This window comes from Listeria monocytogenes, from assembly GCF_013282665.1.
Taxonomy (GTDB): domain Bacteria; phylum Bacillota; class Bacilli; order Lactobacillales; family Listeriaceae; genus Listeria; species Listeria monocytogenes_C.
Window position 1 is genome coordinate 338,629 of record NZ_CP054041.1, and the last position, 26,291, is coordinate 364,919.

Genomic DNA, 26,291 nt, shown 5'->3' on the forward strand with positions numbered 1-26,291 from the left:
ATAAGCGTGATTGATACGACGAAGACAAATGAAAAAGCGACAAAAAAACAAAATAAAAGTGGAGCGGAACTTTTAATTGACTCTCTGAAAAAACAACAAGTGGAGATGATTTTTGGTTACCCGGGTGGCGCTGTATTACCTCTCTATGATGCCTTTTACGACTGTGATATTCCGCATATTCTAACAAGGCATGAGCAAGGAGCGATTCATGCTGCGGAAGGTTATGCTCGTGTTACTGGCAAACCTGGTGTTGTTGTTGTAACAAGTGGGCCGGGAGCAACTAATGTATTGACTGGTATTGCGGATGCGATGAGCGATTCGATTCCTTTAGTTATTTTTACAGGGCAAGTTCATACGCCTGGAATTGGGAAAGATGCTTTCCAAGAAGCCGATATGATTGGGCTTACGATTCCTATTACAAAATACAACTACCAAGTGCGCGATGTTCGAGACTTACCAAAAATCGTCAATGAAGCTTTTCATATTGCAAGTACTGGTCGTAAAGGGCCTGTTGTCGTTGATATTCCAAAAGACATGGGGATTATCCAAACAGATACAGTTCGTCCAGATACAATTGATTTACCGGGTTATCAACCGACTTATTCACCGAATCCACTTCAACTAGAAAAACTAATGCACTCGCTATCAGCTGCAAGTAAACCACTTATCCTTGCAGGTGCCGGCGTCAATCATGCGAGAGCTACAGCTGAATTACTAGAATTCGCTGAACGCTATCAAATTCCTATCGTGAATACGCTACTAGGTCTCGGAAGTTTCCCGCAAAGTCATGATTTATTCCTTGGTATGGGCGGCATGCACGGTTCATACGCAGCAAATATGGCACTGACAGATTGCGATTTACTCATTAATTTTGGTTCCCGCTTCGATGACCGGCTTGCCAGTGCGCCAAAAGAATTTGCCACAAAAGCAACGATTGCACATATCGATATTGATCCTGCTGAAATTGGCAAAATTATCGAAACACAAATTCCTATTGTAGCTGATATTAACGAAACACTTACACAACTACTACAAATGGAACTTCCGGTTCACCCGGATACATCCCATTGGTACAAATTAAATATGACCCGCAAAAACCGTCATCCTTTTAATTTTGATAGAACGAAAAAAGCGGAAATTAAACCACAGCGTGTGATTGAGCTAATCGGCGAAATTACGCAAGGTGAAGCACTTGTTTCTACCGATGTTGGCCAGCATCAAATGTGGGCGGCGCAGTTCTATCCGTTCCAATTTGATCATCAAATTATTACGAGTGGTGGGCTTGGCACAATGGGCTTTGGCTTTCCTGCAGCAGTTGGTGCGCAACTTGCTTTCCCAGATAAAACGGTAGTCGCAATTGTTGGGGACGGCGGTTTCCAAATGACTAATCAAGAACTAGCGATTTTAAATGATTACCAAATCAATGTGAAAACGGTCATTATCAATAACGGTTCGCTCGGCATGGTTCGTCAGTGGCAAGAAAAATTTCACGGCGAAAGATATTCTCATTCGATTTTTTCGAGTCAACCAGATTTTGTTAAACTATCTGAAGCTTATGGTATCAAAGGGGTACGCTTGACGAATCCTGAAACGCTCGAAAAAGATTTAAGAAAAGCCTTCGCTCACTCTGGACCGATTGTCATTGACGTTCATGTGGCCAAAGATGAGCTAGTACTTCCAATGGTTCCAAGTGGCAAACCAAATCACCAAATGGAAGGAGTGGAATAAATGCGCCGAATCATTACCGCTACAGTAAACAACTCTTCTGGCGTATTAAATCGTATCACTGGGGTTATCTCCAGGCGCCAATACAATATTGATAGCATCTCTGTCGGCTGGACCGAAATCCCGAATGTTTCCCGGATTACCATCGTCGTCCATGTCGATTCCTTATACGAGATCGAGCAAGTTACAAAACAGCTCAACAAACAAATTGATGTACTCAAAGTGAGCGATATTACTGACGATGCACATATCGAACGCGAACTAGCTTTACTTAAAATCAACTCCCCCGCCGCTTTACGTTCTGAGCTAAACGCAGTCATCGAACCATTTCGTGCAACCGTCATTGATGTTGGCACGAAAAATGTTGTCATTCAAGTAACTGGCACAAGTGAAAAAATCGATGCTTTCGTTGATACAGTTCGCCCGTACGGTATTAAACAAATGGCTAGAACCGGTGTCACAGGCTTTACAAGAAGTCCTAAAAAAATGGGCTAAAATCATTTACTACAGAGCAATCCGTTGCTTTGCTAGCATCAGGACAGCACATCGCTATTCTGAAATATAAAAAGAAATTAGTTGGAGGTTAGGAAAAATGACAAAAGTTTATTATGAAGATGCAGTAAAAAACAACGCACTAGAAGGTAAAACAGTAGCAGTAATCGGGTACGGTTCGCAAGGTCACGCACATTCTCAAAATCTACGTGACAATGGCAATAACGTTATTATCGGCATCCGCGAAGGAAAATCTGCTGAATCTGCAAGAAACGATGGCTTTGATGTTTATTCTGTTAGCGAAGCAGCTGAAAAAGCAGACGTTATCATGATTCTTTTGCCAGATGAAACGCAAGGTGAAACGTATGAAAACGAAATTAAACCTAACCTAAAAGCTGGCAATGCACTAGTTTTCGCACATGGTTTCAACATTCATTTTGACGTAATTAATCCTCCAAACGATGTAGATGTTTTTCTAGTAGCTCCAAAAGGGCCTGGTCACTTGGTTCGTCGTACATTTGTTGAAGGTGGCGCAGTTCCATCCCTATTCGCCATCTACCAAGATGCCACTGGAAACGCACGCGACACAGCTCTTTCTTATGCAAAAGGTATTGGCGCCACTCGTGCTGGTGTTATCGAAACCACTTTCAAAGAAGAAACCGAAACCGATCTATTTGGCGAACAAGCGGTTCTTTGTGGGGGTGCGACTCACCTTATCCAAGCAGGATTCGAAACACTTGTAGAAGCTGGCTACCAACCAGAACTCGCTTATTTTGAAGTACTGCACGAAATGAAACTAATCGTTGACTTGATGTATGAAGGCGGCATGGAAAAAATGCGCCACTCGATCTCCAATACAGCAGAATATGGTGATTATGTTTCTGGTCCTCGTGTTGTTACAGCCGATACGAAAAAGGCAATGAAAGAAGTACTTACCGACATACAAAATGGTAACTTTGCTAAATCTTTCATCGACGACAACAAAAATGGCTTTAAAGAGTTCCATAGAATGCGCAAAGAACAACAAGGTCATCAAATCGAAAAAGTTGGTGCAGAACTTCGCGAAATGATGCCATTTGTTAAACCACAACATTAATACTTAATTCGGATTGCTAGGTGAGGATTCTTGCCTAGCAACCGTTTATCCTTTTTTCGATATGAGTTTAAGCAAGAACCCTTTTCTTCCCTAAACTGATACTGAAAGCAGGAAAAATCCAAGCTTCCCTATCTAATATAAAACAAGAGGTGAAATCGAATGAAGAAAATCCAGTTTTTTGATACTACACTTAGAGATGGCGAACAAACCCCTGGAGTTAATTTTGACGTAAAGGAGAAAATCCAGATTGCCTTACAACTCGAAAAACTTGGAATTGATGTGATTGAAGCCGGCTTTCCGATTTCTTCTCCTGGAGATTTTGAATGCGTCAAGGCCATTGCAAAAGCGATTAAACATTGTTCTGTAACAGGGCTAGCGCGCTGTGTTAAAGGAGATATTGATCGCGCGGAAGAAGCACTTAAAGACGCTGTTTCCCCGCAAATACATATCTTCTTAGCAACGAGCGATGTGCATATGGAATACAAATTAAAAATGAGTCGGACGGAAGTTCTCGCTTCCATTAAACACCACATTCGTTATGCTAGACAAAAATTTGACGTTGTACAGTTTTCACCAGAAGATGCAACTCGGTCAGATCGTGCTTTTCTAATTGAAGCCATTCAAACAGCAATCGATGCCGGAGCAACTGTCATCAACATTCCGGATACGGTCGGGTATACCAACCCAACCGAATTCGGCCAGCTATTCCAAGATTTGCGCCGCGAAATAAAGCAATTTGATGATATTATTTTCGCTTCTCATTGTCATGATGACCTTGGTATGGCAACTGCAAATGCACTTGCTGCAATCGAAAATGGTGCGAGACGCGTTGAAGGTACAATTAATGGAATTGGTGAACGTGCTGGAAATACAGCTCTTGAAGAAGTTGCTGTCGCGCTTCATATTCGCAAAGATTTTTATCAAGCAGAAACAAATATTGTTTTGAACCAATTTAAAAATTCAAGTGATTTGATTAGCCGCTTGTCTGGTATGCCTGTTCCGCGTAACAAAGCTGTAATTGGTGGTAATGCTTACGCGCATGAATCTGGCATTCACCAAGATGGTGTCCTAAAAAATCCAGATACGTACGAAATTATCACTCCTGCGCTTGTCGGCGTAGATAAAAATTCCCTTCCACTTGGCAAACTTTCTGGAAAACATGCTTTCCATACGCGTATGGAAGAAATGGGATACACTTTGAGCGAAAAAGAACTCAAAGATGCTTTTAAACGATTCAAACAACTGGCGGATGCTAAAAAAGAAGTAACCGAAGATGATTTACATGCGTTAATTCTCGGACAATCTTCTGAGTCTGCGGATGATTTCGAATTAAAACACTTGCAAGTGCAATACGTTACTGGCGGCGTCCAAGGTGCGATTGTTCGTATTGAAGAACGTAATGGCGCTCTAATAGAAGATGCAGCAACTGGTTCTGGTAGTATTGAAGCTATATATAACACGATTAACCGTCTTATGAAACAAGATATTGAATTGACCGATTACCGCATCCAAGCGATTACAGCCGGTCAAGATGCTCAAGCAGAAGTACATGTCGTCATTAAAGATAATAACGGCACTGAATTCCACGGCATCGGCATTGACTTTGACGTGTTAACAGCGAGCGCTAAAGCTTATTTGCAAGCTTCAGGTAAAAGTAAAACTCCTAGTAAGCAAGCTTATTTCCAGGAGGTAAAATAACGTGACATATAAAATTACTTCCTTAGCCGGTGACGGAATTGGTCCAGAAATTATGGCTGCTGGCCTCCAAGTACTGGAAGCAGTCGCGAAGAAATACAATCATACTTTTGAAATTGTAAAGCATCCTTTTGGTGGAGCAGGAATTGACGCGACTGGTGACCCCATTCCTCCAACTACTTTAAAGGCTTGTCAAGATGCTGACGCTATTTTACTCGGAGCCATTGGTGGACCTAAATGGGATAACGCACCGAAACGACCTGAAGACGGCTTGCTTGCACTCAGAAAAGCGCTTGGACTTTTCGCTAATATCCGCCCTATCCAAGTACCGAGTTCTATTACACACCTTTCTCCTTTAAAAAAGGAAATTGTCAGCAACACTGATTTTGTGGTGGTGCGTGAGTTAACTGGCGGGCTTTATTTCGGGGAACCGAAATATTGGGATAATACGTCGGCAGTTGATTCATTAACTTATACACGTGCAGAAATCGAACGAATTATCGAGAAAGCTTTTGAAATCGCCGCGACGAGAAACAAAAAAGTTACGTCGGTAGATAAAGCAAATGTACTCGCTTCTAGTAAACTATGGCGTAAAATTGCTGAAGAAGTTGCGAGTCGCCATCCAGATATCATATTAGAACATTTATACGTTGATGCTGCCGCAATGCTTATGATTCAGCGCCCAACAACCTTTGATGTTATTGTAACAGAAAATTTATTTGGCGATATTTTAAGCGATGAAGCCTCTGTTATTACTGGCTCTCTCGGAATGCTCCCTTCTGCTAGCCACGCGGAAAATGGGCCGTCCTTGTATGAACCTATCCATGGATCTGCACCAGATATTGCGAATCAAAATATCGCGAATCCAATGTCGATGATATCTTCTGTATCCATGATGCTTCGTCAATCTTTCTCTCTTTTTGAAGAAGCCGATGCGATTGATGCGGCTACAGCAAAAACAATGCAAGCTGGATTTTTAACTGCTGACCTTGGAGGCAATACTTCCACAACTGATTTTACAAATGAAGTTCTAAAACAAATTGAAGGAGGAGAATAAGATGGGGAAAACACTTTTTGATAAACTTTGGAATCGTCATGTCATTTATGGCAAAGAAGGTGAACCACAATTATTATATGTTGATCTTCATTTGATTCATGAAGTTACTTCTCCTCAAGCGTTTGAAGGACTAAGAATGGAAAATCGGCCACTGCGTAGACCAGATAAAACGTTCGCGACAATGGATCATAATGTTCCAACTGAAGATATTTTCAACATTCAAGACCTTGTTGCTAAAAAACAAATCGAAGCACTTCAAACTAATTGCGAGGAATTTGGCGTGACGCTAGCTGATATGGGTAGTGATCGCCAAGGTATCGTGCATATGGTCGGACCAGAAACTGGGCTAACTCAACCTGGTAAAGTCATTGTTTGTGGAGATTCACATACGGCAACACACGGGGCATTTGGTGCGATTGGTTTTGGGATTGGCTCGAGTGAAGTAGAGCATGTTTTTGCAACGCAAACCATTTGGCAACAAAAACCAAAATCAATGGGCATTGAAATTAACGGCAAACTTCCAAAAGGCGTTTATGCCAAAGATATTATTTTGCATCTGATTGCCACGTATGGCGTCGCTTTTGGAACTGGTTATGCCGTCGAGTATTACGGCGATACTATTCGCAATATGTCGATGGAAGAACGGATGACGATTTGTAATATGGCCATTGAAGGTGGCGCAAAAATGGGCATGATGGCGCCAGATGAAACTACTTTTGAATACGTACGTGGTCGTGAATATGCTCCCGCTGATATGGAAAAAGCCATTAGTGACTGGAAAACGCTCCAAACAGATTCAGATGCCGAATATGACCTTCATATCGAAATGGATGCGAGTATTCTGGAACCTTACGTGACTTGGGGAACGAATCCCGAAATGGGCGTCCCTTTTTCTAAAGCATTCCCGGAAATTAAAGATATGAACTATGAGCGCGCTTATGAATATATGGGACTAAAACCTGGTCAAACTGCAGAAGAAATCGAGCTTGGCTATGTGTTTATTGGTTCTTGTACGAATGCCAGACTTTCTGACTTAGAAGAAGCTGCTCGTATCGTCAAAGGAAATAAAGTGAAAAATAATATTCGCGCACTCGTGGTTCCTGGTTCTCGCCAAGTTCGTAATGCGGCAGAAGCTATTGGACTAGATAAAATTTTTATGGAAGCTGGTTTTGAGTGGCGTGAACCTGGTTGTTCAATGTGTCTAGGAATGAATCCTGACCAAGTACCGGACGGGGTTCACTGTGCGTCTACTTCGAACCGTAATTTCGAAGGTCGTCAAGGTAAAGGCGCTCGTACTCATCTTGTTTCACCAGCAATGGCTGCAGCTGCGGCAATTAACGGACACTTTATCGATATTCGAAAGGAGGCAGTTATCAGTGGAGGAAATTAAAGTACACATAGGGAAAACAGTGGCACTGATGAATGACAATATTGATACCGACCAAATCATTCCGAAAAGTTTCTTAAAACGAATTGAACGTACTGGTTTTGGCGAATTTCTCTTTGATAGTTGGCGCTACCTTCCGAATCGTAAACCAAATCCAGATTTCCCTCTCAATGCTCCAGATCGCCAGGAAGCAACAATTTTAATTACGGGAGATAACTTTGGTTGTGGGTCTTCCAGAGAGCATGCTGCTTGGGCATTACTTGACTACCGTTTCCGCGTAATTATTGCTGGCAGTTATAGTGATATTTTTTATATGAATTGTACGAAAAATGGCGTGCTCCCTATCGTTCTTCCTAGAGAGGCGCGTGAAAAATTAGCGAAAATTGCAGCCGACGAGAATGTGACCATTGACTTGCCGAACCAACAAGTCATTAGTTCAGTTGGTACCTACCCGTTTGAGATTGATGCTACGTGGAAAAATAAATTTATTAACGGACTGGATGATATCGCCATTACATTTGAACATATTGATGCGATTAAAGCCTATGAACAAAAAGTGGATTCAATATAAGAAAAGGTAGTGAGTATGATGGAATTAGTTGACTTATTAGTAACAGAAGAAGATGTCGAAAAGGCCTATGAAGTCTTAAAGTCAGTCGTCAAACATACACCACTAGAATATGATTTTTATCTTTCGGAAAAATATCATTGCAATGTATATCTAAAACGCGAAGATTTGCAAAGAGTACGTTCTTTTAAATTACGTGGTGCTTTTTATGCTATTTCTAGATTGTCAGCGGAACAATTAGAAAAAGGTGTAGCGTGCGCGAGTGCTGGAAACCATGCACAAGGAGTTGCTTATACGTGCAAACGAATGACAGTTCCAGCTACGATTTTTATGCCAACGACTACCCCGCAACAAAAAGTATCCCAAGTAAAATTTTTCGGTGGTAGTAATGTCGAAGTCGTTTTAGTTGGCGATACGTTTGATGCTTCTGCAACTGCCGCGAAAGAATTTGCTGCAGCGCATGGCCAAACTTTCATCCCGCCGTTTGATGATCCTGATATTATTGCAGGCCAAGGATCGCTTGCTGTCGAGATGGTGAAAGATTTAAATAAAGCACACGAGCAAGCAGACTATGTTTTTGCAGGAATCGGTGGCGGTGGCTTAATTAGCGGGGTTGCAACGTATCTCAAAGCGAAGAGCCCGATTACAAAAATTATCGGGGTAGAACCTGATGGCGCGCCTTCGATGACAGCAGCTTTAAAACAAAATCAAGTTGTAACACTAGATAAAATCGATAAATTTGTTGATGGCGCTGCGGTAAAAGAAGTTGGTAGCTTAACGTTCCAACATGCGAAAGTGTTAGTCGATGAAGTGACAACTGTTTCTGAAGGTGCTGTTTGTTCTACGATTTTGGATATGTATACGAAGCAAGCGATTGTTGCAGAACCCGCTGGAGCATTATCCGTTGCCGCACTTGAAGACTATCGTGAAGAGATTAAAGACAAGACCGTCGTTTGTATCGTTAGCGGTGGAAATAATGATATTAACCGGATGCAAGAAATTGAAGAACGTTCCCTCTTACATGAAGGATTAAAGCATTATTTTATCGTCAATTTCTCGCAGCGTCCTGGGGCTTTGAAAGAATTTGTTAACGATGTGCTCGGTCCACATGATGATATCACCAAATTCGAATATACGAAAAAAGTGAATCGAGGTAATGGACCAGTTATTATCGGTGTTTTGTTACAAGATAAAAATGATTATGAAGGATTGCTTGACCGGGTTGCTGCTTTTGACCCGAGCTATATTCCGATTAATGATAATCAAACCTTATACACTTTACTAGTTTAAAAAGAGTTCTCGCCTCATGCGGGAACTCTTTTTATATTACAGTTTTCTCACCTGTTATAGTAACAGTTTATTTTGAAGTTCGGTTTAAAATCTTTTGTTTAAGGATATAAAGTAGTATAATGAACATATAGAAATAAAACTGTATTATTTAAAAGTTATTTTCCATATATAACAATTCAAGGAGTGGCAATGATGGACGCAGTTAGAAAAAATCGATTATTTCAACATTCTACAATGGCAGCACTTGTTGGTGGGCTTTTCAGCGGGACAACGAGTTTCAAAGAATTATTGCAACACGGTGACCTCGGTATAGGAACACTTGACCAATTTGATGGTGAATTAATTATTTTAGACGGGGAAGCTTTTCAAATTCGGTCAGATGGGCAAGCTTATAAAGTAAAACCAGAAGATACGACACCTTATGCGAGCACTACTTTTTTTGATGCTGATACTTCTTTTTCTGTTTCCGAACCAACTTCAAAACAAGCAGTGGAAGAAAAAATCGCGGAATTAGTACAAGGACCGAATGTTTTTTATGCAGTAAAAATGACCGGAAATTTCCGTTATGTGGATACGCGTGTTGTACCAAAACAACAAAGACCTTATCCACCACTCATTGAAGCGGTAAAAGAACAACCAACGTACCATTTTGAATATATTACGGGTACGATTGTTGGTTTTTGGACACCCGCTTATATTAGTGGTATTGGCGTTTCTGGTTATCATGTGCATTTTATTGATGATATGCGTAAAATCGGCGGTCATGTGTTTGATTATGAAATGCTGGAAGGTACCGTAGAAGTTGCGCAACAAACAGAATTTGAACTGCAATTACCTCAAACGACGGAATTCTTAAGAAGTGATTTAAGTACGCCGGATATGTTGGAACAGATTGAAGCCGCGGAAAATTAAAAAAGAAAGCTCCCAATTTAATTTGGGAGCTTTTGTTTATTCTGTTATAACTTTATGAACAAGGGTTGGTGCTGTTGCGTGGTCGGAAATTTGAATGTTTTCGTAGATTTTTGCTTTTACGTTTTCGACATCTTCTTGGTCGGCGAAAATCGTTACGAGTGATTCGCCTTCCTTAACAGCATCGCCCACTTTTTTGCGTAGCATTAAACCTACTGCTAGATTGATTTCGTCTTCTTTCGTTGCGCGACCGGCGCCTAGGATCATTGCAGCAATACCAATTTCATCGGCAACGATTTGACTTACGAAGCCAGATGATTTAGCGGGTACTTCGATTTGGTATTTTGCTTGCGGCAGTTTTTCTGGGTGATCGACAATGCTTGCGTCGCCACCTTGATTGGAAAGGAATGTTTTGAATTTCTCAAGTGCTGCTCCGTTTTCGATTACTTCGATTAGTTTGGCACGAGCTTCATCTAAGGTTTCTGCTTGTTTAGCTAGTACGACCATTTGACTTCCAAGTACGAGTACTAATTCTGTTAAATCTGCTGGTCCTTGGCCTTTTAATGTATCAATGGCTTCTTTTACTTCTAAAGCGTTTCCGATAGCTTCGCCAAGTGGTTGGGACATATCAGAAATGACTGCCATTGTATTTCTACCAACGTTATTTCCGATACGAACCATGGCATGTGCTAGGTTTTCGGCATCCTCGTCCGTTTTCATAAATGCACCGGCACCTGTTTTTACATCAAGTACGATTGCATCTGCGCCTGCTGCGATTTTTTTACTCATAATCGAACTTGCAATTAGTGGAATTGAGTTCACGGTTCCTGTTACATCACGAAGCGCGTACATTTTTTTATCTGCTGGTGTAAGGTTGCCTGATTGACCAATAACTGCTACTTTGTCGCGGTTTACTAGGTCAATGAAATCTTTTTTATCCAGTTCGATATGGAAGCCTTCGATAGATTCTAGTTTATCAATCGTGCCACCTGTGTGTCCTAGTCCGCGTCCGGACATTTTTGCAACTGGTACGCCAACTGCTGCTACAAGTGGAGCAAGAACAAGTGTCGTCGTATCGCCAACACCACCAGTACTATGTTTGTCGACTTTGATTCCTTCAATTGCAGATAGGTCAATCGTATCGCCAGAGCCAACCATTGCCATTGTTAAATCTGCGCGTTCCTGATCGTTCATATCTTGAAAAAAGATTGCCATGGCTAGAGCGCTTGCTTGATAATCTGGAATTTCCCCATTTGTATACCCATCAATGAAAAACTGAATTTCTTCTGTTGATAAAGCTTTGCCGTCCCTTTTCTTGGAAATAATATCCACCATTCTCATTTCTCTTCACCCTTTCTTTTTGTCCACTTTAGCATTTTATGTATCTTTATTGAGAACGGTTACACTTTTTAAGTAAACCGTTTTACTAAACAAGAACATGTGCTTAACATGCTCACTATATCGTACTCGCTCACTTGTTGTCAATATTTTTTGTACTACTACGTTTGATTAAAGAAATATCAAGCAAACGATTCTCTAATTTCTCAGTTGGGTTTTGAAGATTTTTCAGTAAAAGTTCGGCAGCGATTTCGCCGATGCCATAGATTGGTTGTCGAATGGTTGTAAGTGGCGGTGTCATATATTCGGAAAGTTCAATGTCGTCAAATCCGATGACGCTTAAATCATCAGGAATACGCAAATTCGCTTCAAGTGCCGCTCGGTAAGTTCCCATTGCCATTAAATCATTGGTGGCAAAAATGGCGCTTAGATTTTCTTCGAGTAACTTCTGCGTGGCGATATAACCGCCTTTCATCGTCTGATCTCCACTCACAATCCAATCTTCTTTTACAGGGAGTTTATAATCTTTCATGCACGCCAAGTAACCCTCGTAACGCTCATGTACGTTATAAAAAGATGTATCCGAAATAATGATTCCGATGCGCGTATGGCCTAGTTCGATTAAATGCTCCGTCGCCATATAACCGCCTTTGAAATCATCAATCGCGATATTCCCTTCTTGCCTTGGATTCCGCTGACGATCGAGTAAAATATACGGAGAACGCTTCTCTTCCATGCGTTGGATAACACCTGAAAGCAGAATATTAGGGCTGGCGATAATTAAGCCATCGACAGCCCGGTGCAATAATTCTTCTACATATAAATCTTCACGTTCTTTATCATTAGAAGAGTTACAGAGCATAATCATGTAACCTTCTTTATTCAAGTAATCTTCGGCCCCTTTTACCATTTGTGAGAAAAAAGGATCGGTTACTTCCGGGACAATCATTCCGATAGTGTTTGTGTGACTAACAATCATATTTTTGGCGAAAAAGTTTGGTTTGTAAGACATCTCTTTTGCTGTTTTCAAGACCTTTTCACGAGTTACCTCGCTAAATCGTTCCCCTTTACCATTCAAAATTTGAGAAATCGTCGTAATTGAAACGCCTGTCTTTTCTGCTATTTCGCGGATGGTTGCAGCCATTTAAACTCCCCCAGTCAGATTATCTATTCTCCTTATTTTGCCACATTTAAGAATAATAATAAAGGGGTTTCATGCAAAATTAGTAATTATCTGGTTTGGCTGGTTTTTCGCCGGAAACAATTGCGACACCTGCACTTGCGCCAATACGAGTTGCGCCTGCTTCGATCATTTTTTCTACGTCTTCTTTCGTACGAACTCCACCTGAAGCTTTTACGCCAATGTTTGGTCCAACTGTTTTGCGCATTAAGGCGATATCTTCGGCAGTTGCGCCACCTGTAGAGAATCCAGTGGATGTTTTAACGAAATCTGTTCCCGCTTTTACAGCGATTTCACATGCACGAACTTTTTCTTCGTCTGTTAATAGACAAGTTTCGATAATTACTTTTACTAATGCTTTTCCTTTGGCAGCATCGACTACAGCGCGAATATCACGTTCTACTAATTCATCGTCTTTGTCTTTTAGTGCACCGATGTTGATAACCATGTCCACTTCTTTTGCACCGTTTTGGATAGCGTCTTTTACTTCAAATGCTTTTACTTCTGGAGTATTCGCTCCTAACGGGAAACCGATAACTGTACATACAACGGATTCTGCTCCAACAAGTTGTTCAGCGGATAGTTTTACCCAAGTTGGGTTCACGCATACGGAAGCAAAACCGTATTCTCTCGCTTCTTTTGTTAATGTCAAAATTTGTTCTTTCGTTGTGTCTGGTTTTAATGCAGTATGGTCGATCATTTTAGCAATTGTCATTTTAAAAACTCCTTTAAAATTGGATTTGGTTTCATCATATCGCACTACAGAACATTTGTAAACTAATTGATGAAATTTTGTTCAAGTAGTTGTTTTGCGGTAAATTGGTCGGTGATAAAATGATTGGCATAGCCACCACGAAGCGCGCCATGAATCGCTTTTATTTTTCGTTCACCGCCTGCGACAAGGATGGCTGTTTCTTTTTGTTTTAAATCTTCTAAATTGATACCAATGGTTCGTTCATCCATTTTTTCGTCAGCGATTTCGCCGTCAATCGTGAAAAATCGTGAACAAATATCGCCGACTGCTTTTTCTTTTAAGTGAGCCTTTTCTTGATCGGAAAAATAGCCTAGGCGGAAAAGCAAGGCTTCGTCACGCACAGTCCCTACTGTAAAAATAGCGATATTGGCTTTTTTACCTAGTTCGATGATATTTTTTATATGGCGATCTGCTTCTACCATTTGCTTAGCGAGTGGGTTATCAAGGACCACTGGCAGAGGCAACGAAACTGGCGCTATATCATAGGCAGCACCGAATAATGCTAACGTTTCAGCAGCATACGTATTGACATCAGAGTGACTCACGCCGCCTTTCAGTTGGACGACTTTTATTTCTGCTTTTAACGGGGTCAGTTTTTGGGCGATTTTGTACATTGTTGTTCCCCAGCTCACGCCGAGAATATCGCCGTCATGGATAATTTCTTCCAAATATTCTGCGGCACTTTGACTGATTTGCTTGGTGATTTCGCTATAATCATTTGTTTGGCTGAACGCAACAGTGACATTTTTAAGTTGGTATTTTTCTTTTAAAGCCACAGCCAGTTCAGTGAGGTTAGAAAATGGATCTTGGACTTCGATTTTGACGTATCCTTTTGTTTTCGCGTTTTGAAGCAATCTGGAAACGGTCGGTCTGGATACACCTAGGCGTGTGGCGATTTCTTGTTGACCAAGGTCCGATTGATAATAAAGTCTCGCAACCTCCACGCTGAGTTGTTCTTTTTGTTTATCCATTTCATCCCTCCATCGTTTTCTTTTTAGTATAACGTAAGAGCAGGGATAGTTCGAGAGGGAAGTTAAAAAAAGACAGCCGCGGCTGTCTTTTTCCTATTAAAAATCTTCTTCTATTTCCTCAAGCGGTGCGGCATATTCATAAATCCCTAACCGCCCAGTTTCGGCAACTTGATTCGCAAGTTCTTTTAAGGATAGCATTTCACGGCTGAGAAATGCTTCTAATAAAAGTGGAATATTCACGCCTGCGACAAGTTCTACTGCATCAAAATTCCCGAGCAAGCGAACGAGGACATTAAACGGAGTACCACCTTTTAAATCAGTTAGAAATAAGATCCCTTCTGTTAGATCGAGTTTAGCTACTTCACTGGCAATTTTTGCCTGTAAATTTTCCGCGGATTCATTCACTTCAAAAGGAACAAAACTGGTATTTTCTTGTTTACCGCAAATCATTTCCGCAGATTGAATGAGTTCTTTTGCGGCATTTCCGTGAGTACAAACAAAAATTGCTTTCATTTTTTAAACCGCCTTTTTAATAGTCTAACTGACGATAATATCTTCTGATTTCCATTGGGTGACAGTTAATTTTTTCCACATGTACGTCAATACGATTATTAACTGCGTGGATAATAAATGGTGATAACGCCCCTCTAAATTTAGCGGAAATACCTGGCATATCGTAATCTTTTGCATCAATGACTGTATAATTGGCACAAATTTGTGGAATGAAATTAACTACCCGTTCACTTAATGATCGCTGGCTGTCTTCTGTAACGTAAATAGTAACCGGTGTATCACGTTCCACAATTTCAAACATCCCATGGAAAAACTCATGTGACTCAATTGATTTCGTTTTAATCCAGTGCTGTTCTTCCCAGTAACACATTGCGTATGAATAGGTTGCACCCCACTGGTTCCCAGCACCAACGAAATAATGAATGTCGTCTTGATGATGTTTTAGGGCAAATTCTTGCCCAAATTTATCTGCTGCTTTTTCTACTTCAACAATCCCTTTAGCAAAATGTTGATCCATTTCTTGATAAAACGCATCGTAATCTTCAAATTCGCCAGCTAAATACATAAAACGATCTGCTACCATGAAGAATTTTAATTGTTCATTTAATGGGTAGGAGATTAAATGATCTACCAAATTAGCAAGTTCGGTTTCCGCTTTATCAATAAACCCAAATACAGTCGCGCCAATTTCATTACATTTTTTCACAGCATCTACTACTTCTTGCGTACTTCCGGTTACCGATGAAATAACGACAAGGGTATCTTTAGTGACACGTTTATTACCTGTTGTTAGAAACACAGCCGCATTTTCATAAAAAGTTTCTAATGCTGTTTTTTCTTTCATATGCACCACAGCTTGCATGGCGGACGCGTACGTACCGCCAATTCCTAGCCAGCAAATATTACTAAAACCACGATTGTGTATTTGGTCAACTACTTCATTAATTTGCGGACGTAATTTTAGCGCCCCTTCCATGTTTTCTCTCACTTTTTGTTCATCAAATTTTAACACTATTCATTCCTACTTTCTTTGATTAAATTTTGGATTTTGTTATTTGGTCAAACTCTGGAAAAGCAGATACTTCTAAATTAATTCCTTTTTTCTTGGAAATTTCAAAGGATAATAAATGAACAGGAATAGTCATAAATAGCGGCGTCAGAAGTTCCGCTGTCCGCACACCGAGTAATAAATCATCTGTCTTTTCCCCGCCTGCATCCGCATAAAATGTTCGGATTTTCTTTACATGGCCTTGTAAAAATTGTTTTAACTTTTCTGCGCGGTCTTCTAGTAAGCCTTGAGGTTCAAGGAAGATAATATAGTCTTGCTCGGATAAACCTATATAAGGTCCGTGCATATATTCTTCTAACTCCTTACCAAAAGCTGTAATCCGGATGGTTTCTGTTACTTTTGTTTCTCCTTCGCGCGCCACACCATAAGCAGCGCCGTATCCTATGAAAAAGACTCGTTCTGCTTCCATCAATTCCAGTGTATGCGCCTCTACCCAAGCTGCTGATTTCTCTATCACTTCTGGCAAATGAATGGTGATTTTCTCTAGCTCCGCGATTTCTGCCTGATATGCTGCTTCCAAGATTTTCCCTTGTAAAAGAGCTATCTCAAGCGCCATTAAATTTAGCATTAGAATCGTTGCACTGTAACCAAGTGTGACATATGGCATTTCTTCTATCCCCATCCCAAGATCGATTGTACGCTTGCCTTCTTTCGCAATCGGACTTGTTAAATCGCTTGTTAAAGTGAAGACAATACCACCTTGACGCTCGATTTCTTTTACAAGATGAATAGTGGAATAACTGTGCCCACCTTGTGATATAGCGATATATAAGGTGTTTTTGTTTAAATGAAGCATGTAATTTCCTGCAGTAGACGGTTCTTCCACATATACCGGAATAGCGAGTTTATCTGACATATATAACTGCGCTGCGAATGCCGCATTAGAACTAGAACCTGTTGCAAAAATAACAATTGCTTGGTAGTCCACTTTCTCCATTTGCATGACCTTTTGTAAAAGATCTTTTCGACTTCGGATGATATTTTCATAAACGCTTTGTTCCGACCGGATATAATAATCCATGTTTTTCATTTTTTCACCTACTTATTTTAATAGACCTGTGAACGCTCCTAAAATCCCAATTCCTGCGATTAATAAAAGAATCCAATGTGCTTTTAGTCCTTTTTTATCTAACCAGAAAATAAAGAAGGTGAAGCCAAGTGCTAGGATTCCTGGGACGATACCGTCAAAAACACTTTGAATCGTTACTGCATCATCACCAGAGCCAAATTTCATTGGCATATTAATGTTTACCATTGTGGCGACCATTGCGCCAACTACGGCCAGTCCGATAACCGAAGCACCATAAGAGAGTTTATCCATTAATCCAGTTTTTTGAATTTTTTCGATAAAATTAGCTCCGATGTTGTAGCCAATAAATAATCCATAATAACGAGTCAGAATAGCTGGAATATTGAAAATAAGAAGGAACAAAATCGGCCCTAACATATTTCCTTGAAGTGCTAAGGAAGTTCCAATACCTGTAGCGATAACGCGTAAAGTTCCCCAGAAGAACGAATCTCCAATCCCACTCAGCGGTCCCATTAACGCTACTTTTATATTATTGATAGAATCTGTGTCAAAGTCTTTATCTTTCGCAGATTGTTCCTCCATCGCAATCGAAATCCCGAGCGGAAAAGTGGAAAGCCACGGTGTTACGTTATAAAATTCTAAATGTCTTTGATAAGAAGAAATTCGTTTGTCTTTATCATTTTTAAAAATCTTATTTAAAGCTGGTAACATGGAAAAGCCGTAACCTAGGTTGGATTGTCGTTCATAGTTCCATGACCATTCCATCGTGAACGAACGCCAGAAAACTTTCATTAAGTCTTTTTTCGTTAATACGTCAGAACTCTTCATCTTCATAATTTATACCTCCATCATTCGCAAGCGCTGGCTCTGTATTCGTATTTTTCGGACCATTGTCATTTTTAAGTGTTGCATAACCTGTTAAAATTAGTGCTAAACATGCACCGAAAATCGCTACGCCTGTTACAGGAACTTTTAAGTATACAGCTAACGCGAAGCCAAATACGAAAAATACCGCATTCTTTTTGTTGACCATTAATTTTAAAAGTAAAGCAAAACCGTATGCTGGCAGTAAGCCTGTCGCAATTCCAAGCCCTGTTATAACGAAAGCCGGGATGGCGTCAAGTACATTTTGAATAACTGGGCTTCCGACTAGATAGGACGTCGCAACAATAATACCTATTGGCAAGTTAATCGATAAAAATCCGCCGAGCAGCTGCATTCGACTAATCCCTCGTGAATTTCCCTCGACTGCGTATTTGTCTGCTTTATGAACAAAGTACGGTAATACGAAAATGAAGCATAGATTTTTAACAACAAGTACAAGGGAAGCAATCGGAATCCCAAGTGCTAAAGCTACCGCTGTGCTCTCGCCAGTCGAAATCGCAAAGGCTGTTCCTAATATACTTCCTGAAATAATTTCTGGAGGAATAGATGCTCCGATAGAAAATGATCCTACAAAAGCTAATTCCAAAGTTGCTCCCATAATAATCCCCATTTGTACATCACCCATGATAAGTCCGGCGAGTGTACATGTTACCAGTGGTCTTGATAGCATCGATGAACCAAACAAATACTCTCCATTTGCAAGCATTGCTGCAAGTGCAAGCAAAATTGCTGTTCCAAACTGTTCCATAATTTATCCCTTCTTTCGTCTTTTATGCTTCAAAGGTTACTTTTTTCTCGTTAGGCACTTGTTGCATAAATACATCTACCTTTTCTTTTTGAAGCTCTTTTAACTTCGCTACTTCTTCAGGTGTTAAATTGACTGCTTTGGAAAAATTGGCCGTTCCTTCTCTTTGCTTTGTTCCGCCTAGATTTAACATCGGGATTTTACCATTCGTACCATGGATTAATTTGTAAGCGTCTTCAACTGATTCGACAACAATAAGCATATTGTATTTGTCGGTGACACCTGAATTAATCGCTTCGATACTTTCATCGATACTTTTCATGACTAGTTTTGCTGCCTCTGGTTTCGCAAGACGTATTGCCGACTTACGGAAATCGTCCGCTGCTACCCCATCATTTGCCACTAAAATTGTATTTACATCTAAAGCATTAAACCAAGATACAGCTACTTGCCCATGTAGTAAACGATGGTCTACTCTTAGAAATTGAATCATTTTTTCTTCCTCCTTCGTATTAGTTAAAATCAACTACATATTTGGTTGACTCAGCATCTTCATAATGATATTGGATAGCAATTGGCATCTCGTTTTCTGCATAAAAGACACTACTCAATTTGAAAACAGGATCATTTTCGTCTATATGCATATTTTTGATTTGCTCATTCCCAGCTAAAATAAGTTGAAGTTCCTGCTCAAGCTCAAATAATTTATATTTACCTGAATTAACAAGCTCAATAATATTAATAATTTGAAAATCTTTTGCTTGTAAATCAGGGTATAAACTTAGTGGTAAAATTAAGCGGTCTAGCGTGACACCATGCTCACTTTTTTGGACAAACTTGATAGAATACACAAGTTCATTCTCTTTTATACCAAACTTCTCTGCGTAAAATTTCCCAGCTTTACGGATGTAAAAGTCTTTAATGTCTTTTTTTAAGTTTTCATTGATATCGGTTTTCATAACACCTGTCATTTCCAGAATGTTCTGGGCTGTTAATTTTGGTTGGACATATAGCCCCACACCGTTTTTACGAACGACCAAACCTTCTTCGACTAATAGATCTACTGCACGGCGAATGGTTGTCCGACTGCTAGAAAAAATTTCTTGCAAGGCTGTTTCGTTTGGCATTAGCATTCCCGGCTTATATTCATCGCGATTAATCCTATCTTTTATTTCTGAAGCTATTACTTCAAAAAGTGGCTTTTTAGCTCCCATTTCACTCATCCTCCAAGTAATCAAATATGTTTTTCGCATTGATTTTGTATTTAATTTGATTACCAATTAGATATTGTTTACTGTACTCAAAAGGTTCATCATTTTGATCGAATGCTTTACTCACTACTTCAAAAAGCGGCGTGTTTAGTGGTACCTTTAATGCTTCTGCTAGCTTTTCATTCGCTGATACAAAGCGCAATTCTTCGCGCCCGTAGGTAGGTTTAATAGCAAACTGCTTTTCTAATACATTGTATAGCGAGGAATTATTTAAATCGATTTTCTCAATACCAGCAAATCTCGTGCTATCAATAAAAGATATTTCATAAGAAAATGGCTTATTATTAATAATTCTTCGCCGCACTAACTTAAACACTGGCTTAGCTTCACTTAAGTTTAAAAAGTGATTCACTATGTCTTTGCCGGCCACTATTTCTTGTGATATTACTTCTACTTTCTGTTCTCCCGGCAATTGGCTGCTCATGGAATTCATTTGCAATATATTGATTGTTTGTTTTTGATTAATTTCGATTCCTTTTCGGTTTCTTTTTTGGATGACTGCTTCTTTTTCAAGTGTATCAAGTGACCGTCTGAGCGTTGTTCTACTGACACCCAGTTCGTTTTCAAGCGCACGTTCTGATGGGAAACTTGTTTCTCCGGCTGCTACTTTTTCTTGGATAAGCTGTCTTAGTTGTTCTTCACTTTGCACCGATGGCGACAAGTCTTTATATTCCATATTTCCACCTCTTTTTTCAAATCATCTATGTTTTTCGCTTTTACAAAAGATACAGCTTTAAACATTTTTAATACCACTTCATTGTAAACGGTTGCATTTTATTTGTCAATAGTCTTTTTGCATAAAAAAAGCATGAGCCAGATTTTCCCATCCAACTCACGCTCTGTTTGATTATTTGGTTGTAGGTAGTGCTCCAACTACCGGGTGCGGAATATATAATTCTTCTAGATAGTTAACTTCATCTGCTGTTAGTTCAATATTTAGCGCTTCTACCGCGCTTTCCAGATGACTTTCTTTTTGCGCTCCGATGATGGGTGAAGTGATTTCATCTTTATTTAATAGCCACGCTAAAGCAATTTTATCTCGAGATACTTGGTGCGTTTTTGCAAGTTCAGCCACACGTTCAATAATACCTTTATCTGCATTCGCCATATCATCATATTTAGATTTTTGAACGGAGTCCGTTTCAGAACGATTCGTTGTTTCACTCAAATCTCGCGTTAATCGTCCTGATGCCAGCGGGCTGTATGGCGTAATCGCAATTTTTTCATCACGACAAAACGGAATCATTTCTCGCTCTTCTTCCCGGTAAATCATGTTGTAATGATTTTGCATGGAAACGAATTTTGTAAAGCCATTTCTTTCGGCGACGCGTTGTGCTTTTTGGAACTGCCAAGCATACATCGCACTCGCTCCAATGTAACGCGCTTTCCCTGACTTAACGACATCGTGTAAAGCTTCCATCGTTTCTTCAATTGGCGTATTTTCATCAAAACGGTGAATGATATATAAATCCACATAATCTGTTTCTAAGCGTTTTAAACTATGGTCGATTTCGCTCAAAATGGTTTTTCTGGATAAGCCACCACTATTCGGGCGATCCGGACGCATTGTTTGTTGCACCTTGGTTGCTAAAACAATGTCATCTCGGTTAGCATAGTCTTTGAGTGCACGGCCAACGATTTTTTCACTTTCACCATAAGAATAAATATTTGCAGTGTCAAAGAAATTAATACCCAGATCAAGTGCTTTTTTTATAATTGGGCGGCTATTCGCTTCATCCAAAACCCATTTATGAATCCATTTGTCTTTATCGCCGAATCCCATTGTTCCTAAACAAATTTTCGACACATCCATCCCAGTATTACCAAATTTTACATATTCCATCGAAAACCCTCCTAGTTCATTTCTAGTACTATTACAGCATAAACCTTGAAGTCCACTCCAAGTCAAGCTTTAACTAAAAAAATCTCTCAGAATATCCGAGAGATTTTTTAGGTTTTAATAAAATTGGTCAGGTAGTAAAGTTTCGCCGAGTTTAATGTTATCTCGGTAATCAATTGGAATATCTACAACGACAGGACCTTCTGTTTCAAGTGCTTCTTTTAATACGTCACTAAGTTCTGACGGTTTAGTTACACGAAGCCCCTTGGCACCGAAACTTTCTGCAAATTTTACGATATCAACATCACCAAAACGAACAGCTGCTTCTTTACCGTATTTCATTTTTTGTTGGAAAGCAACCATGTCATAGCTGCCATCATTCCATACAAGGTGTACAAGGGGGGCACGCAAGCGGACAGCTGTTTCTAATTCCATTGCGGAAAATAGGAAGCCACCGTCACCAGAAATCGAGACAACTTTTTCACCCGGATGCACGAGCGTTGCAGCAATTCCCCAAGGAAGCGCGACACCAAGCGTTTGCATACCGTTACTGAAAAGCAGACGGCGTGGTTCATAGGAGCGAAAATGACGCGCCATCCAAATATAATGCGAACCAACGTCGACAGTTACAGTAACGTTATCATCAATCGCCGAACGCAGCGTTTGAATGACAGATAGCGGATGCACGCGACCTGTTTCATCACTTTCTGGCGGAACATCTCGTTCTTCTAATTGGGCGTGAAGTTCTTTTAATGTTTCTAGTTCTTTATCCGCTAATTCCAAACCGCTAAACTTCGCATTTACACGGTCTAAAGTAAGCGCGATGTTTCCGACTAATTCTGTTACTGGTTGATAATAATGGTCGATATCAGCTCGAATGTCGTCTAAATGCACAATCGTTCTATCACCAGAGGCATTCCAAGCTTTTGGATCGTATTCAATCGGATCATAACCAACCGTAATAACTAAATCCGCTTTATTCAATAAAATATCCCCAGGTTGGTTGCGGAACAGACCAACACGTCCAAAAAAGTCATCTTCTAAGTCGCGCGAAATGACACCAGCCGCTTGGAATGTTTCTACTACAGGGATACTTGTTTTTTGGAGTAAGCGACGAATCGCGCCAGTTACTTCCGGGCTAGACGCTCGCATACCTAATAGTAATACCGGTAATTTCGCTTTTTTCAAACGAGTAACGAGTTTGGCGACTTGCTCTTTCGAAGCCGGACCATTTTCTGGTTTAGCAAGCGGGCGAATTGCTTTTACTGGCACATTCGGTTCATTCACGATATCTTGTGGCAAACTGACAAAAGCGGCGCCTTGGTTTGGTTCAGCGGCAGAGCGAAAAGCGTTAGTGATAGCTTCTGGAATACTTTCAGCGTGAACTACTTCTTCGCTATATTTTGTAATTGGACGGAAAAGTGCGGCATTATCCATTGATTGGTGGGTTTTTTTTAGGCGATCTTGTCTGGTTACGTTTCCAGCAATCGCAACGACCGGGTCTCCTTCAGCGGTTGCAGTTACAAGCCCAGTGGCAAGGTTTGATGCGCCAGGTCCACTAGTTACAAGCACAACACCAGGCTTACCTGTTAGACGACCGATAGCAGCAGCCATAAACGCCGCATTTTGTTCATGACGACTGACAATTAATTCTGGCCCACGTTCTTCCATCACATCGAAAACTTTATCAATTTTCGCTCCCGGAATCCCGAATACATGCGTAACACCTTGATTAATTAGGCTGTCTACAACTAAATCTGCTCCTGATTTCCCTTGCGCTATTACTTTTTCTTGGTCTTTTTCTAGTTTCGCCATCGTTATCATCCTTTGTTATATAAATTATTTATATTTTAATAGTACAGTTTTTATAAATACCTCATCTACAAGATTTATTATACTACTTAAAAGAATTATTTCAAGATTCACGACTCAGAAACTGTTATATAATTAAATAAAAACTGTTATACATAAAAAGAAAAGACTTAGATAAACTAAGTCTTTTCTCGCATTTATTCTTGTGAAGCACGGTATTCATCGTATTGTTTTTGCATTTCTTTCATTACTTTTTTCATCCCTGCATCATTTAATTTCGCTTTGAATTTTTCTGTATATTCAACAGGATCCACTGTTCCTGTCAGAAGCGCCGGTGCAAATTCATTACACACATTGGTAATTGATGCTATTTCAGTTCGAACTTTAGAGGAGTCAAAATAGAAACCTAAGCCCGGTGATGCAACTGATTTTTTATTAAATTCTTTAAATTGATCCCATTTATCCGCCGGCTCATCTTCATATAATTTTAGAATGAAGTGATTTCCAAGCGCATACGTTGGCATGCTGTAACGTTCCACACGTGCTGGTAGATCTTGAATTTTACCGTCATCTAACTCTTTATAATGGGTTCCTTCAATTCCTTTATCGACTAAATTACGTAAATATTCATCCGTGTTAAGTAAATCAAGGAATTTCACTGCTTCTTCCGGATGTTGGCTTGTAACAGAAACAGCTTGAATCGCACCAGTTACAGAGTTATTTTTGATGATAGGAGTTTCAGCAATTGGCTGAGTGACGACTTTATATTTGCCGCCTGTATTTTTATCCCAAATATTTTCTGCATATGGTTGGTATTTTTCAATCCGTACAAACCAGTTTTCTTTATCGTATGACCATGGATCTGTGGAGGTTGCGATATCTTTTGTGACATATCCTTTTTGATAAAAGCTATGAAGCGATTTTAGGATATCTAATGTTTCGGGTTGCTCATAGAAGTTAACGATTTTGCCAGTGTCTTCATATTGATTTACGGCAAAAGGAAGAGGTACTGCATTATCAATCAAATAGTCATATGGGAAAGCTGGCTTAAAGTCTTTGTTCCCGCCGATTGGTGTGATACTTGGTTCGTTTTCTTTAATTGTTTTTAACATTGGTTCTAAATCGCTAAAGTTTTTTACTTTTGTTACGTCCATTTTATATTTGTCGACAAGATTTTTGTTAAAAACGTATACTTGTTGCTCGCCAACTTCTTTATTGGAAGGAACACCGTAAATGTTGCCGTCAATGGTTGCACCTTCCCAAAGCACATCATTTAACTCGGCTTTCATTTTCTTGCCTTCTTTATCTAAATATTTATTTAATGGCAAGAAAGCACCTTTTTGCGAGTATGAAACGAATTCTCCTGCCGCAGAGTAAGCAATATCAAAATTTTCACCCGAGTTGATGACGGTTTGCATTCGTTTGCCATAGTCGCCCCAGTCGATTTGAGTCATTTCTACTTTGACACCAATTTTTTCTTCTGTATATTTATTTACTTCTTTCATAACTTCTTCTGTGTCTTTTTGTGGCGTACCAATCATATACCATTTCAGTGTCGGAACTTCATTTGCGTCTGCATTCTCATCGCTTCCGCATGCGCTTAAACCTAGTAGCAAGCAGAGTGATGCGATGATTACTCCCCATTTCTTTTTCATTAAATTCCCTCCATCTTTTTTATTCTTTTACGCCGCCAATTGTGAGTCCACTAATAAAGTATTTTTGGAAAAACGGATAGGTAATTGCGATTGGTAACGTCGAAATAACAACCATCGCCATTTTTGCACCGTCTTGTGGTATGGACTTAAACGCGCCGGCAGTATAAGCAATTTCAGAGTTTTGCCGCATGAATTCTAAGTTATTTTCAATTTTCATAAGTAGTGATTGTAATGGCACTAAATTCGGATTATCAATATAAAGTGACGCTTGGAACCAGTCATTCCAGTATCCGAGTGTCGAGAAGAGTGCAATTGTCGCAAGCCCCGGTAAGGAAAGCGGAACCACCATTTGTAAAAAGATTCGTAGTTCCCCGGCGCCTTCAATTCGAGCCGCCTCAAGTATTGGTTCTGGAATAGACCGTAAAAAGAATGTGCGCATAATCATAATGTAAAAAGCATTCATTGCTAATGGTAAAATCATCGCCCAAATACTATTTCGCAAGTGCAAAAATTGCGTCATAACGATATATGCAGGCACCATCCCGCCACTAAATAACATGGTGAAAAAGGCAATAAATGTAAATTGACGACGATACTTAAATTGCGGTCTTGATATCGCGTAGGAATAAAGAGCAATCATCGCCACACTGCATACCGTACCAATAACCGTAACTAAAATGGTAATACCGTATGACTGTAATAGTTGTCCTTTCATCTTCCATAAGTACTCATACGCTTCCATGCTCCACTCTTTCGGTATTAGTTGAAAGCCGTTTGCCGCCAGAGATGATTCACTAGAAAAAGAAATAACAATAATGTATAAAAACGGAAAAATACAAATGAGCGCTAGGAAAGCGAGCATAATATTCATCGCTACGTTCATTTTTTTCCCAAAACCAATAATGTCTTTGGCTGGTTTATTTTTTGCTGGTTTTTCCATCTCGCCTCGGACTTGTTCTATTTCACTCACTGCTTCAAGCTGTTCTGCCAAAGCACCTCGCCTCCTTTT

The 26,291-nt window shown here is 40.0% G+C and carries 25 protein-coding genes; 9 read left to right on the plus strand and 16 right to left on the minus strand.

Annotation, left to right across the window (positions count from 1 at the left end; all coding sequences use genetic code 11):
* Positions 1-6: 6 nt before the first annotated feature.
* From ilvB to budA, 9 genes are all read left to right on the plus strand, one after another.
* Positions 7-1,728 (plus strand): biosynthetic-type acetolactate synthase large subunit, encoded by a 1,722-nt coding sequence (gene ilvB, locus HRK21_RS01735; RefSeq protein WP_070005984.1) that lies wholly within the window; start codon positions 7-9, stop codon positions 1,726-1,728.
* On the plus strand, positions 1,729-2,220 hold the full coding sequence (gene ilvN, locus HRK21_RS01740; RefSeq protein WP_003723150.1) for an acetolactate synthase small subunit: 492 nt from the start codon (positions 1,729-1,731) through the stop codon (positions 2,218-2,220).
* Positions 2,221-2,317: 97 nt separating this feature from the next.
* Positions 2,318-3,313, plus strand: a complete 996-nt coding sequence (gene ilvC, locus HRK21_RS01745; protein ID WP_003725875.1) for a ketol-acid reductoisomerase — start codon at positions 2,318-2,320, stop codon at positions 3,311-3,313.
* Between the two features lie 159 nt (positions 3,314-3,472).
* Entirely contained in the window at positions 3,473-5,011 is a 1,539-nt protein-coding gene (locus HRK21_RS01750; RefSeq protein ID WP_070005985.1) for a 2-isopropylmalate synthase, read from the plus strand.
* Between the two features lies 1 nt (position 5,012).
* Positions 5,013-6,065: a 3-isopropylmalate dehydrogenase gene (gene leuB, locus HRK21_RS01755; protein WP_070005986.1), complete on the plus strand. Its 1,053-nt coding sequence runs from the start codon at positions 5,013-5,015 to the stop codon at positions 6,063-6,065.
* Position 6,066: 1 nt separating this feature from the next.
* Positions 6,067-7,455: a 3-isopropylmalate dehydratase large subunit gene (leuC, locus tag HRK21_RS01760; RefSeq protein WP_069887944.1), complete on the plus strand. Its 1,389-nt coding sequence runs from the start codon at positions 6,067-6,069 to the stop codon at positions 7,453-7,455.
* Positions 7,442-8,023, plus strand: coding sequence for a 3-isopropylmalate dehydratase small subunit (gene leuD / locus HRK21_RS01765; RefSeq protein ID WP_003727975.1), 582 nt, complete (start codon positions 7,442-7,444; stop codon positions 8,021-8,023). The genes leuC and leuD overlap by 14 nt, the downstream gene beginning before the upstream one ends.
* 18 nt (positions 8,024-8,041) lie before the next feature.
* Positions 8,042-9,310 (plus strand): threonine ammonia-lyase, encoded by a 1,269-nt coding sequence (gene ilvA / locus HRK21_RS01770; RefSeq protein WP_069887942.1) that lies wholly within the window; start codon positions 8,042-8,044, stop codon positions 9,308-9,310.
* Positions 9,311-9,502: 192 nt separating this feature from the next.
* On the plus strand, positions 9,503-10,222 hold the full coding sequence (gene budA / locus HRK21_RS01775; protein ID WP_003723157.1) for an acetolactate decarboxylase: 720 nt from the start codon (positions 9,503-9,505) through the stop codon (positions 10,220-10,222).
* Positions 10,223-10,258: 36 nt separating this feature from the next.
* Here budA and HRK21_RS01780 read toward each other — a convergent pair whose 3' ends face one another.
* The 16 genes from HRK21_RS01780 to HRK21_RS01855 form a co-directional block, all read right to left on the minus strand.
* Positions 10,259-11,560: a pyrimidine-nucleoside phosphorylase gene (locus HRK21_RS01780; RefSeq protein ID WP_003739375.1), complete on the minus strand. Its 1,302-nt coding sequence runs from the start codon at positions 11,558-11,560 to the stop codon at positions 10,259-10,261.
* 130 nt (positions 11,561-11,690) lie between these two features.
* A complete protein-coding gene (locus tag HRK21_RS01785; RefSeq protein WP_070005987.1) occupies positions 11,691-12,701 on the minus strand; it encodes a substrate-binding domain-containing protein in 1,011 nt (336 codons plus the stop codon).
* Between the two features lie 79 nt (positions 12,702-12,780).
* Positions 12,781-13,452, minus strand: coding sequence for a deoxyribose-phosphate aldolase (gene deoC / locus HRK21_RS01790; protein WP_070005988.1), 672 nt, complete (start codon positions 13,450-13,452; stop codon positions 12,781-12,783).
* 62 nt (positions 13,453-13,514) lie between these two features.
* A complete protein-coding gene (gene deoR, locus HRK21_RS01795; RefSeq protein WP_070005989.1) occupies positions 13,515-14,462 on the minus strand; it encodes a DNA-binding transcriptional repressor DeoR in 948 nt (315 codons plus the stop codon).
* Between the two features lie 96 nt (positions 14,463-14,558).
* On the minus strand, positions 14,559-14,975 hold the full coding sequence (locus tag HRK21_RS01800) for a PTS sugar transporter subunit IIA (RefSeq protein WP_070005990.1): 417 nt from the start codon (positions 14,973-14,975) through the stop codon (positions 14,559-14,561).
* 16 nt (positions 14,976-14,991) lie between these two features.
* Entirely contained in the window at positions 14,992-15,987 is a 996-nt protein-coding gene (locus tag HRK21_RS01805; protein ID WP_003739379.1) for an SIS domain-containing protein, read from the minus strand.
* 22 nt (positions 15,988-16,009) lie between these two features.
* Entirely contained in the window at positions 16,010-17,074 is a 1,065-nt protein-coding gene (locus tag HRK21_RS01810; protein ID WP_070005991.1) for an SIS domain-containing protein, read from the minus strand.
* 12 nt (positions 17,075-17,086) lie between these two features.
* On the minus strand, positions 17,087-17,908 hold the full coding sequence (locus HRK21_RS01815) for a PTS system mannose/fructose/sorbose family transporter subunit IID (protein ID WP_003723163.1): 822 nt from the start codon (positions 17,906-17,908) through the stop codon (positions 17,087-17,089).
* Entirely contained in the window at positions 17,889-18,707 is an 819-nt protein-coding gene (locus HRK21_RS01820; RefSeq protein ID WP_003739381.1) for a PTS mannose/fructose/sorbose/N-acetylgalactosamine transporter subunit IIC, read from the minus strand. Before HRK21_RS01820 ends, HRK21_RS01815 begins: the two co-directional genes overlap by 20 nt.
* A gap of 22 nt (positions 18,708-18,729) precedes the next feature.
* A complete protein-coding gene (locus HRK21_RS01825) occupies positions 18,730-19,197 on the minus strand; it encodes a PTS sugar transporter subunit IIB (RefSeq protein WP_023548624.1) in 468 nt (155 codons plus the stop codon).
* Between the two features lie 19 nt (positions 19,198-19,216).
* The gene (locus tag HRK21_RS01830; RefSeq protein WP_070005992.1) at positions 19,217-19,918 is read right to left on the minus strand and encodes a GntR family transcriptional regulator; all 702 of its coding nucleotides are present in this window, start codon (positions 19,916-19,918) and stop codon (positions 19,217-19,219) included.
* Between the two features lies 1 nt (position 19,919).
* Complete coding sequence (locus HRK21_RS01835) at positions 19,920-20,651, minus strand: GntR family transcriptional regulator (protein WP_069887934.1); 732 nt, start codon at positions 20,649-20,651, stop codon at positions 19,920-19,922.
* A 171-nt stretch (positions 20,652-20,822) separates the two neighbouring features.
* Complete coding sequence (locus HRK21_RS01840; RefSeq protein WP_070005993.1) at positions 20,823-21,818, minus strand: aldo/keto reductase; 996 nt, start codon at positions 21,816-21,818, stop codon at positions 20,823-20,825.
* A 114-nt stretch (positions 21,819-21,932) separates the two neighbouring features.
* A complete protein-coding gene (gene alsS, locus HRK21_RS01845) occupies positions 21,933-23,630 on the minus strand; it encodes an acetolactate synthase AlsS (protein WP_070005994.1) in 1,698 nt (565 codons plus the stop codon).
* A 194-nt stretch (positions 23,631-23,824) separates the two neighbouring features.
* Positions 23,825-25,282 carry an ABC transporter substrate-binding protein gene (locus HRK21_RS01850; RefSeq protein ID WP_069887931.1) on the minus strand — a complete coding sequence of 486 codons (1,458 nt, stop codon included), beginning with the start codon at positions 25,280-25,282 and terminating at the stop codon, positions 23,825-23,827.
* A 19-nt stretch (positions 25,283-25,301) separates the two neighbouring features.
* The gene (locus HRK21_RS01855; RefSeq protein ID WP_003727964.1) at positions 25,302-26,273 is read right to left on the minus strand and encodes a carbohydrate ABC transporter permease; all 972 of its coding nucleotides are present in this window, start codon (positions 26,271-26,273) and stop codon (positions 25,302-25,304) included.
* Positions 26,274-26,291 lie beyond the last annotated feature (18 nt).

Excerpts from the sequence above, each read along its gene's own strand:
- HRK21_RS01750 (WP_070005985.1), top strand. The coding sequence starts at position 3,473 with ATGAAGAAAATCCAGTTTTTTGATACTACACTTAGAGATGGCGAACAA.
- HRK21_RS01820 (WP_003739381.1), bottom strand. The coding sequence starts at position 18,707 with ATGGAACAGTTTGGAACAGCAATTTTGCTTGCACTTGCAGCAATGCTT.
- ilvC (WP_003725875.1), top strand. The coding sequence starts at position 2,318 with ATGACAAAAGTTTATTATGAAGATGCAGTAAAAAACAACGCACTAGAA.
- HRK21_RS01785 (WP_070005987.1), bottom strand. The coding sequence starts at position 12,701 with ATGGCTGCAACCATCCGCGAAATAGCAGAAAAGACAGGCGTTTCAATT.
- HRK21_RS01780 (WP_003739375.1), bottom strand. The coding sequence starts at position 11,560 with ATGAGAATGGTGGATATTATTTCCAAGAAAAGGGACGGCAAAGCTTTA.
- HRK21_RS01840 (WP_070005993.1), bottom strand. The coding sequence starts at position 21,818 with ATGGAATATGTAAAATTTGGTAATACTGGGATGGATGTGTCGAAAATT.
- alsS (WP_070005994.1), bottom strand. The coding sequence starts at position 23,630 with ATGGCGAAACTAGAAAAAGACCAAGAAAAAGTAATAGCGCAAGGGAAA.
- leuC (WP_069887944.1), top strand. The coding sequence starts at position 6,067 with ATGGGGAAAACACTTTTTGATAAACTTTGGAATCGTCATGTCATTTAT.
- HRK21_RS01800 (WP_070005990.1), bottom strand. The coding sequence starts at position 14,975 with ATGAAAGCAATTTTTGTTTGTACTCACGGAAATGCCGCAAAAGAACTC.
- ilvA (WP_069887942.1), top strand. The coding sequence starts at position 8,042 with ATGGAATTAGTTGACTTATTAGTAACAGAAGAAGATGTCGAAAAGGCC.
- HRK21_RS01835 (WP_069887934.1), bottom strand. The coding sequence starts at position 20,651 with ATGGAATATAAAGACTTGTCGCCATCGGTGCAAAGTGAAGAACAACTA.
- HRK21_RS01825 (WP_023548624.1), bottom strand. The coding sequence starts at position 19,197 with ATGATTCAATTTCTAAGAGTAGACCATCGTTTACTACATGGGCAAGTA.
- deoR (WP_070005989.1), bottom strand. The coding sequence starts at position 14,462 with ATGGATAAACAAAAAGAACAACTCAGCGTGGAGGTTGCGAGACTTTAT.
- HRK21_RS01810 (WP_070005991.1), bottom strand. The coding sequence starts at position 17,074 with ATGAAAAACATGGATTATTATATCCGGTCGGAACAAAGCGTTTATGAA.
- budA (WP_003723157.1), top strand. The coding sequence starts at position 9,503 with ATGGACGCAGTTAGAAAAAATCGATTATTTCAACATTCTACAATGGCA.
- HRK21_RS01830 (WP_070005992.1), bottom strand. The coding sequence starts at position 19,918 with ATGGGAGCTAAAAAGCCACTTTTTGAAGTAATAGCTTCAGAAATAAAA.
- ilvN (WP_003723150.1), top strand. The coding sequence starts at position 1,729 with ATGCGCCGAATCATTACCGCTACAGTAAACAACTCTTCTGGCGTATTA.
- deoC (WP_070005988.1), bottom strand. The coding sequence starts at position 13,452 with ATGACAATTGCTAAAATGATCGACCATACTGCATTAAAACCAGACACA.
- HRK21_RS01815 (WP_003723163.1), bottom strand. The coding sequence starts at position 17,908 with ATGAAGATGAAGAGTTCTGACGTATTAACGAAAAAAGACTTAATGAAA.
- HRK21_RS01850 (WP_069887931.1), bottom strand. The coding sequence starts at position 25,282 with ATGAAAAAGAAATGGGGAGTAATCATCGCATCACTCTGCTTGCTACTA.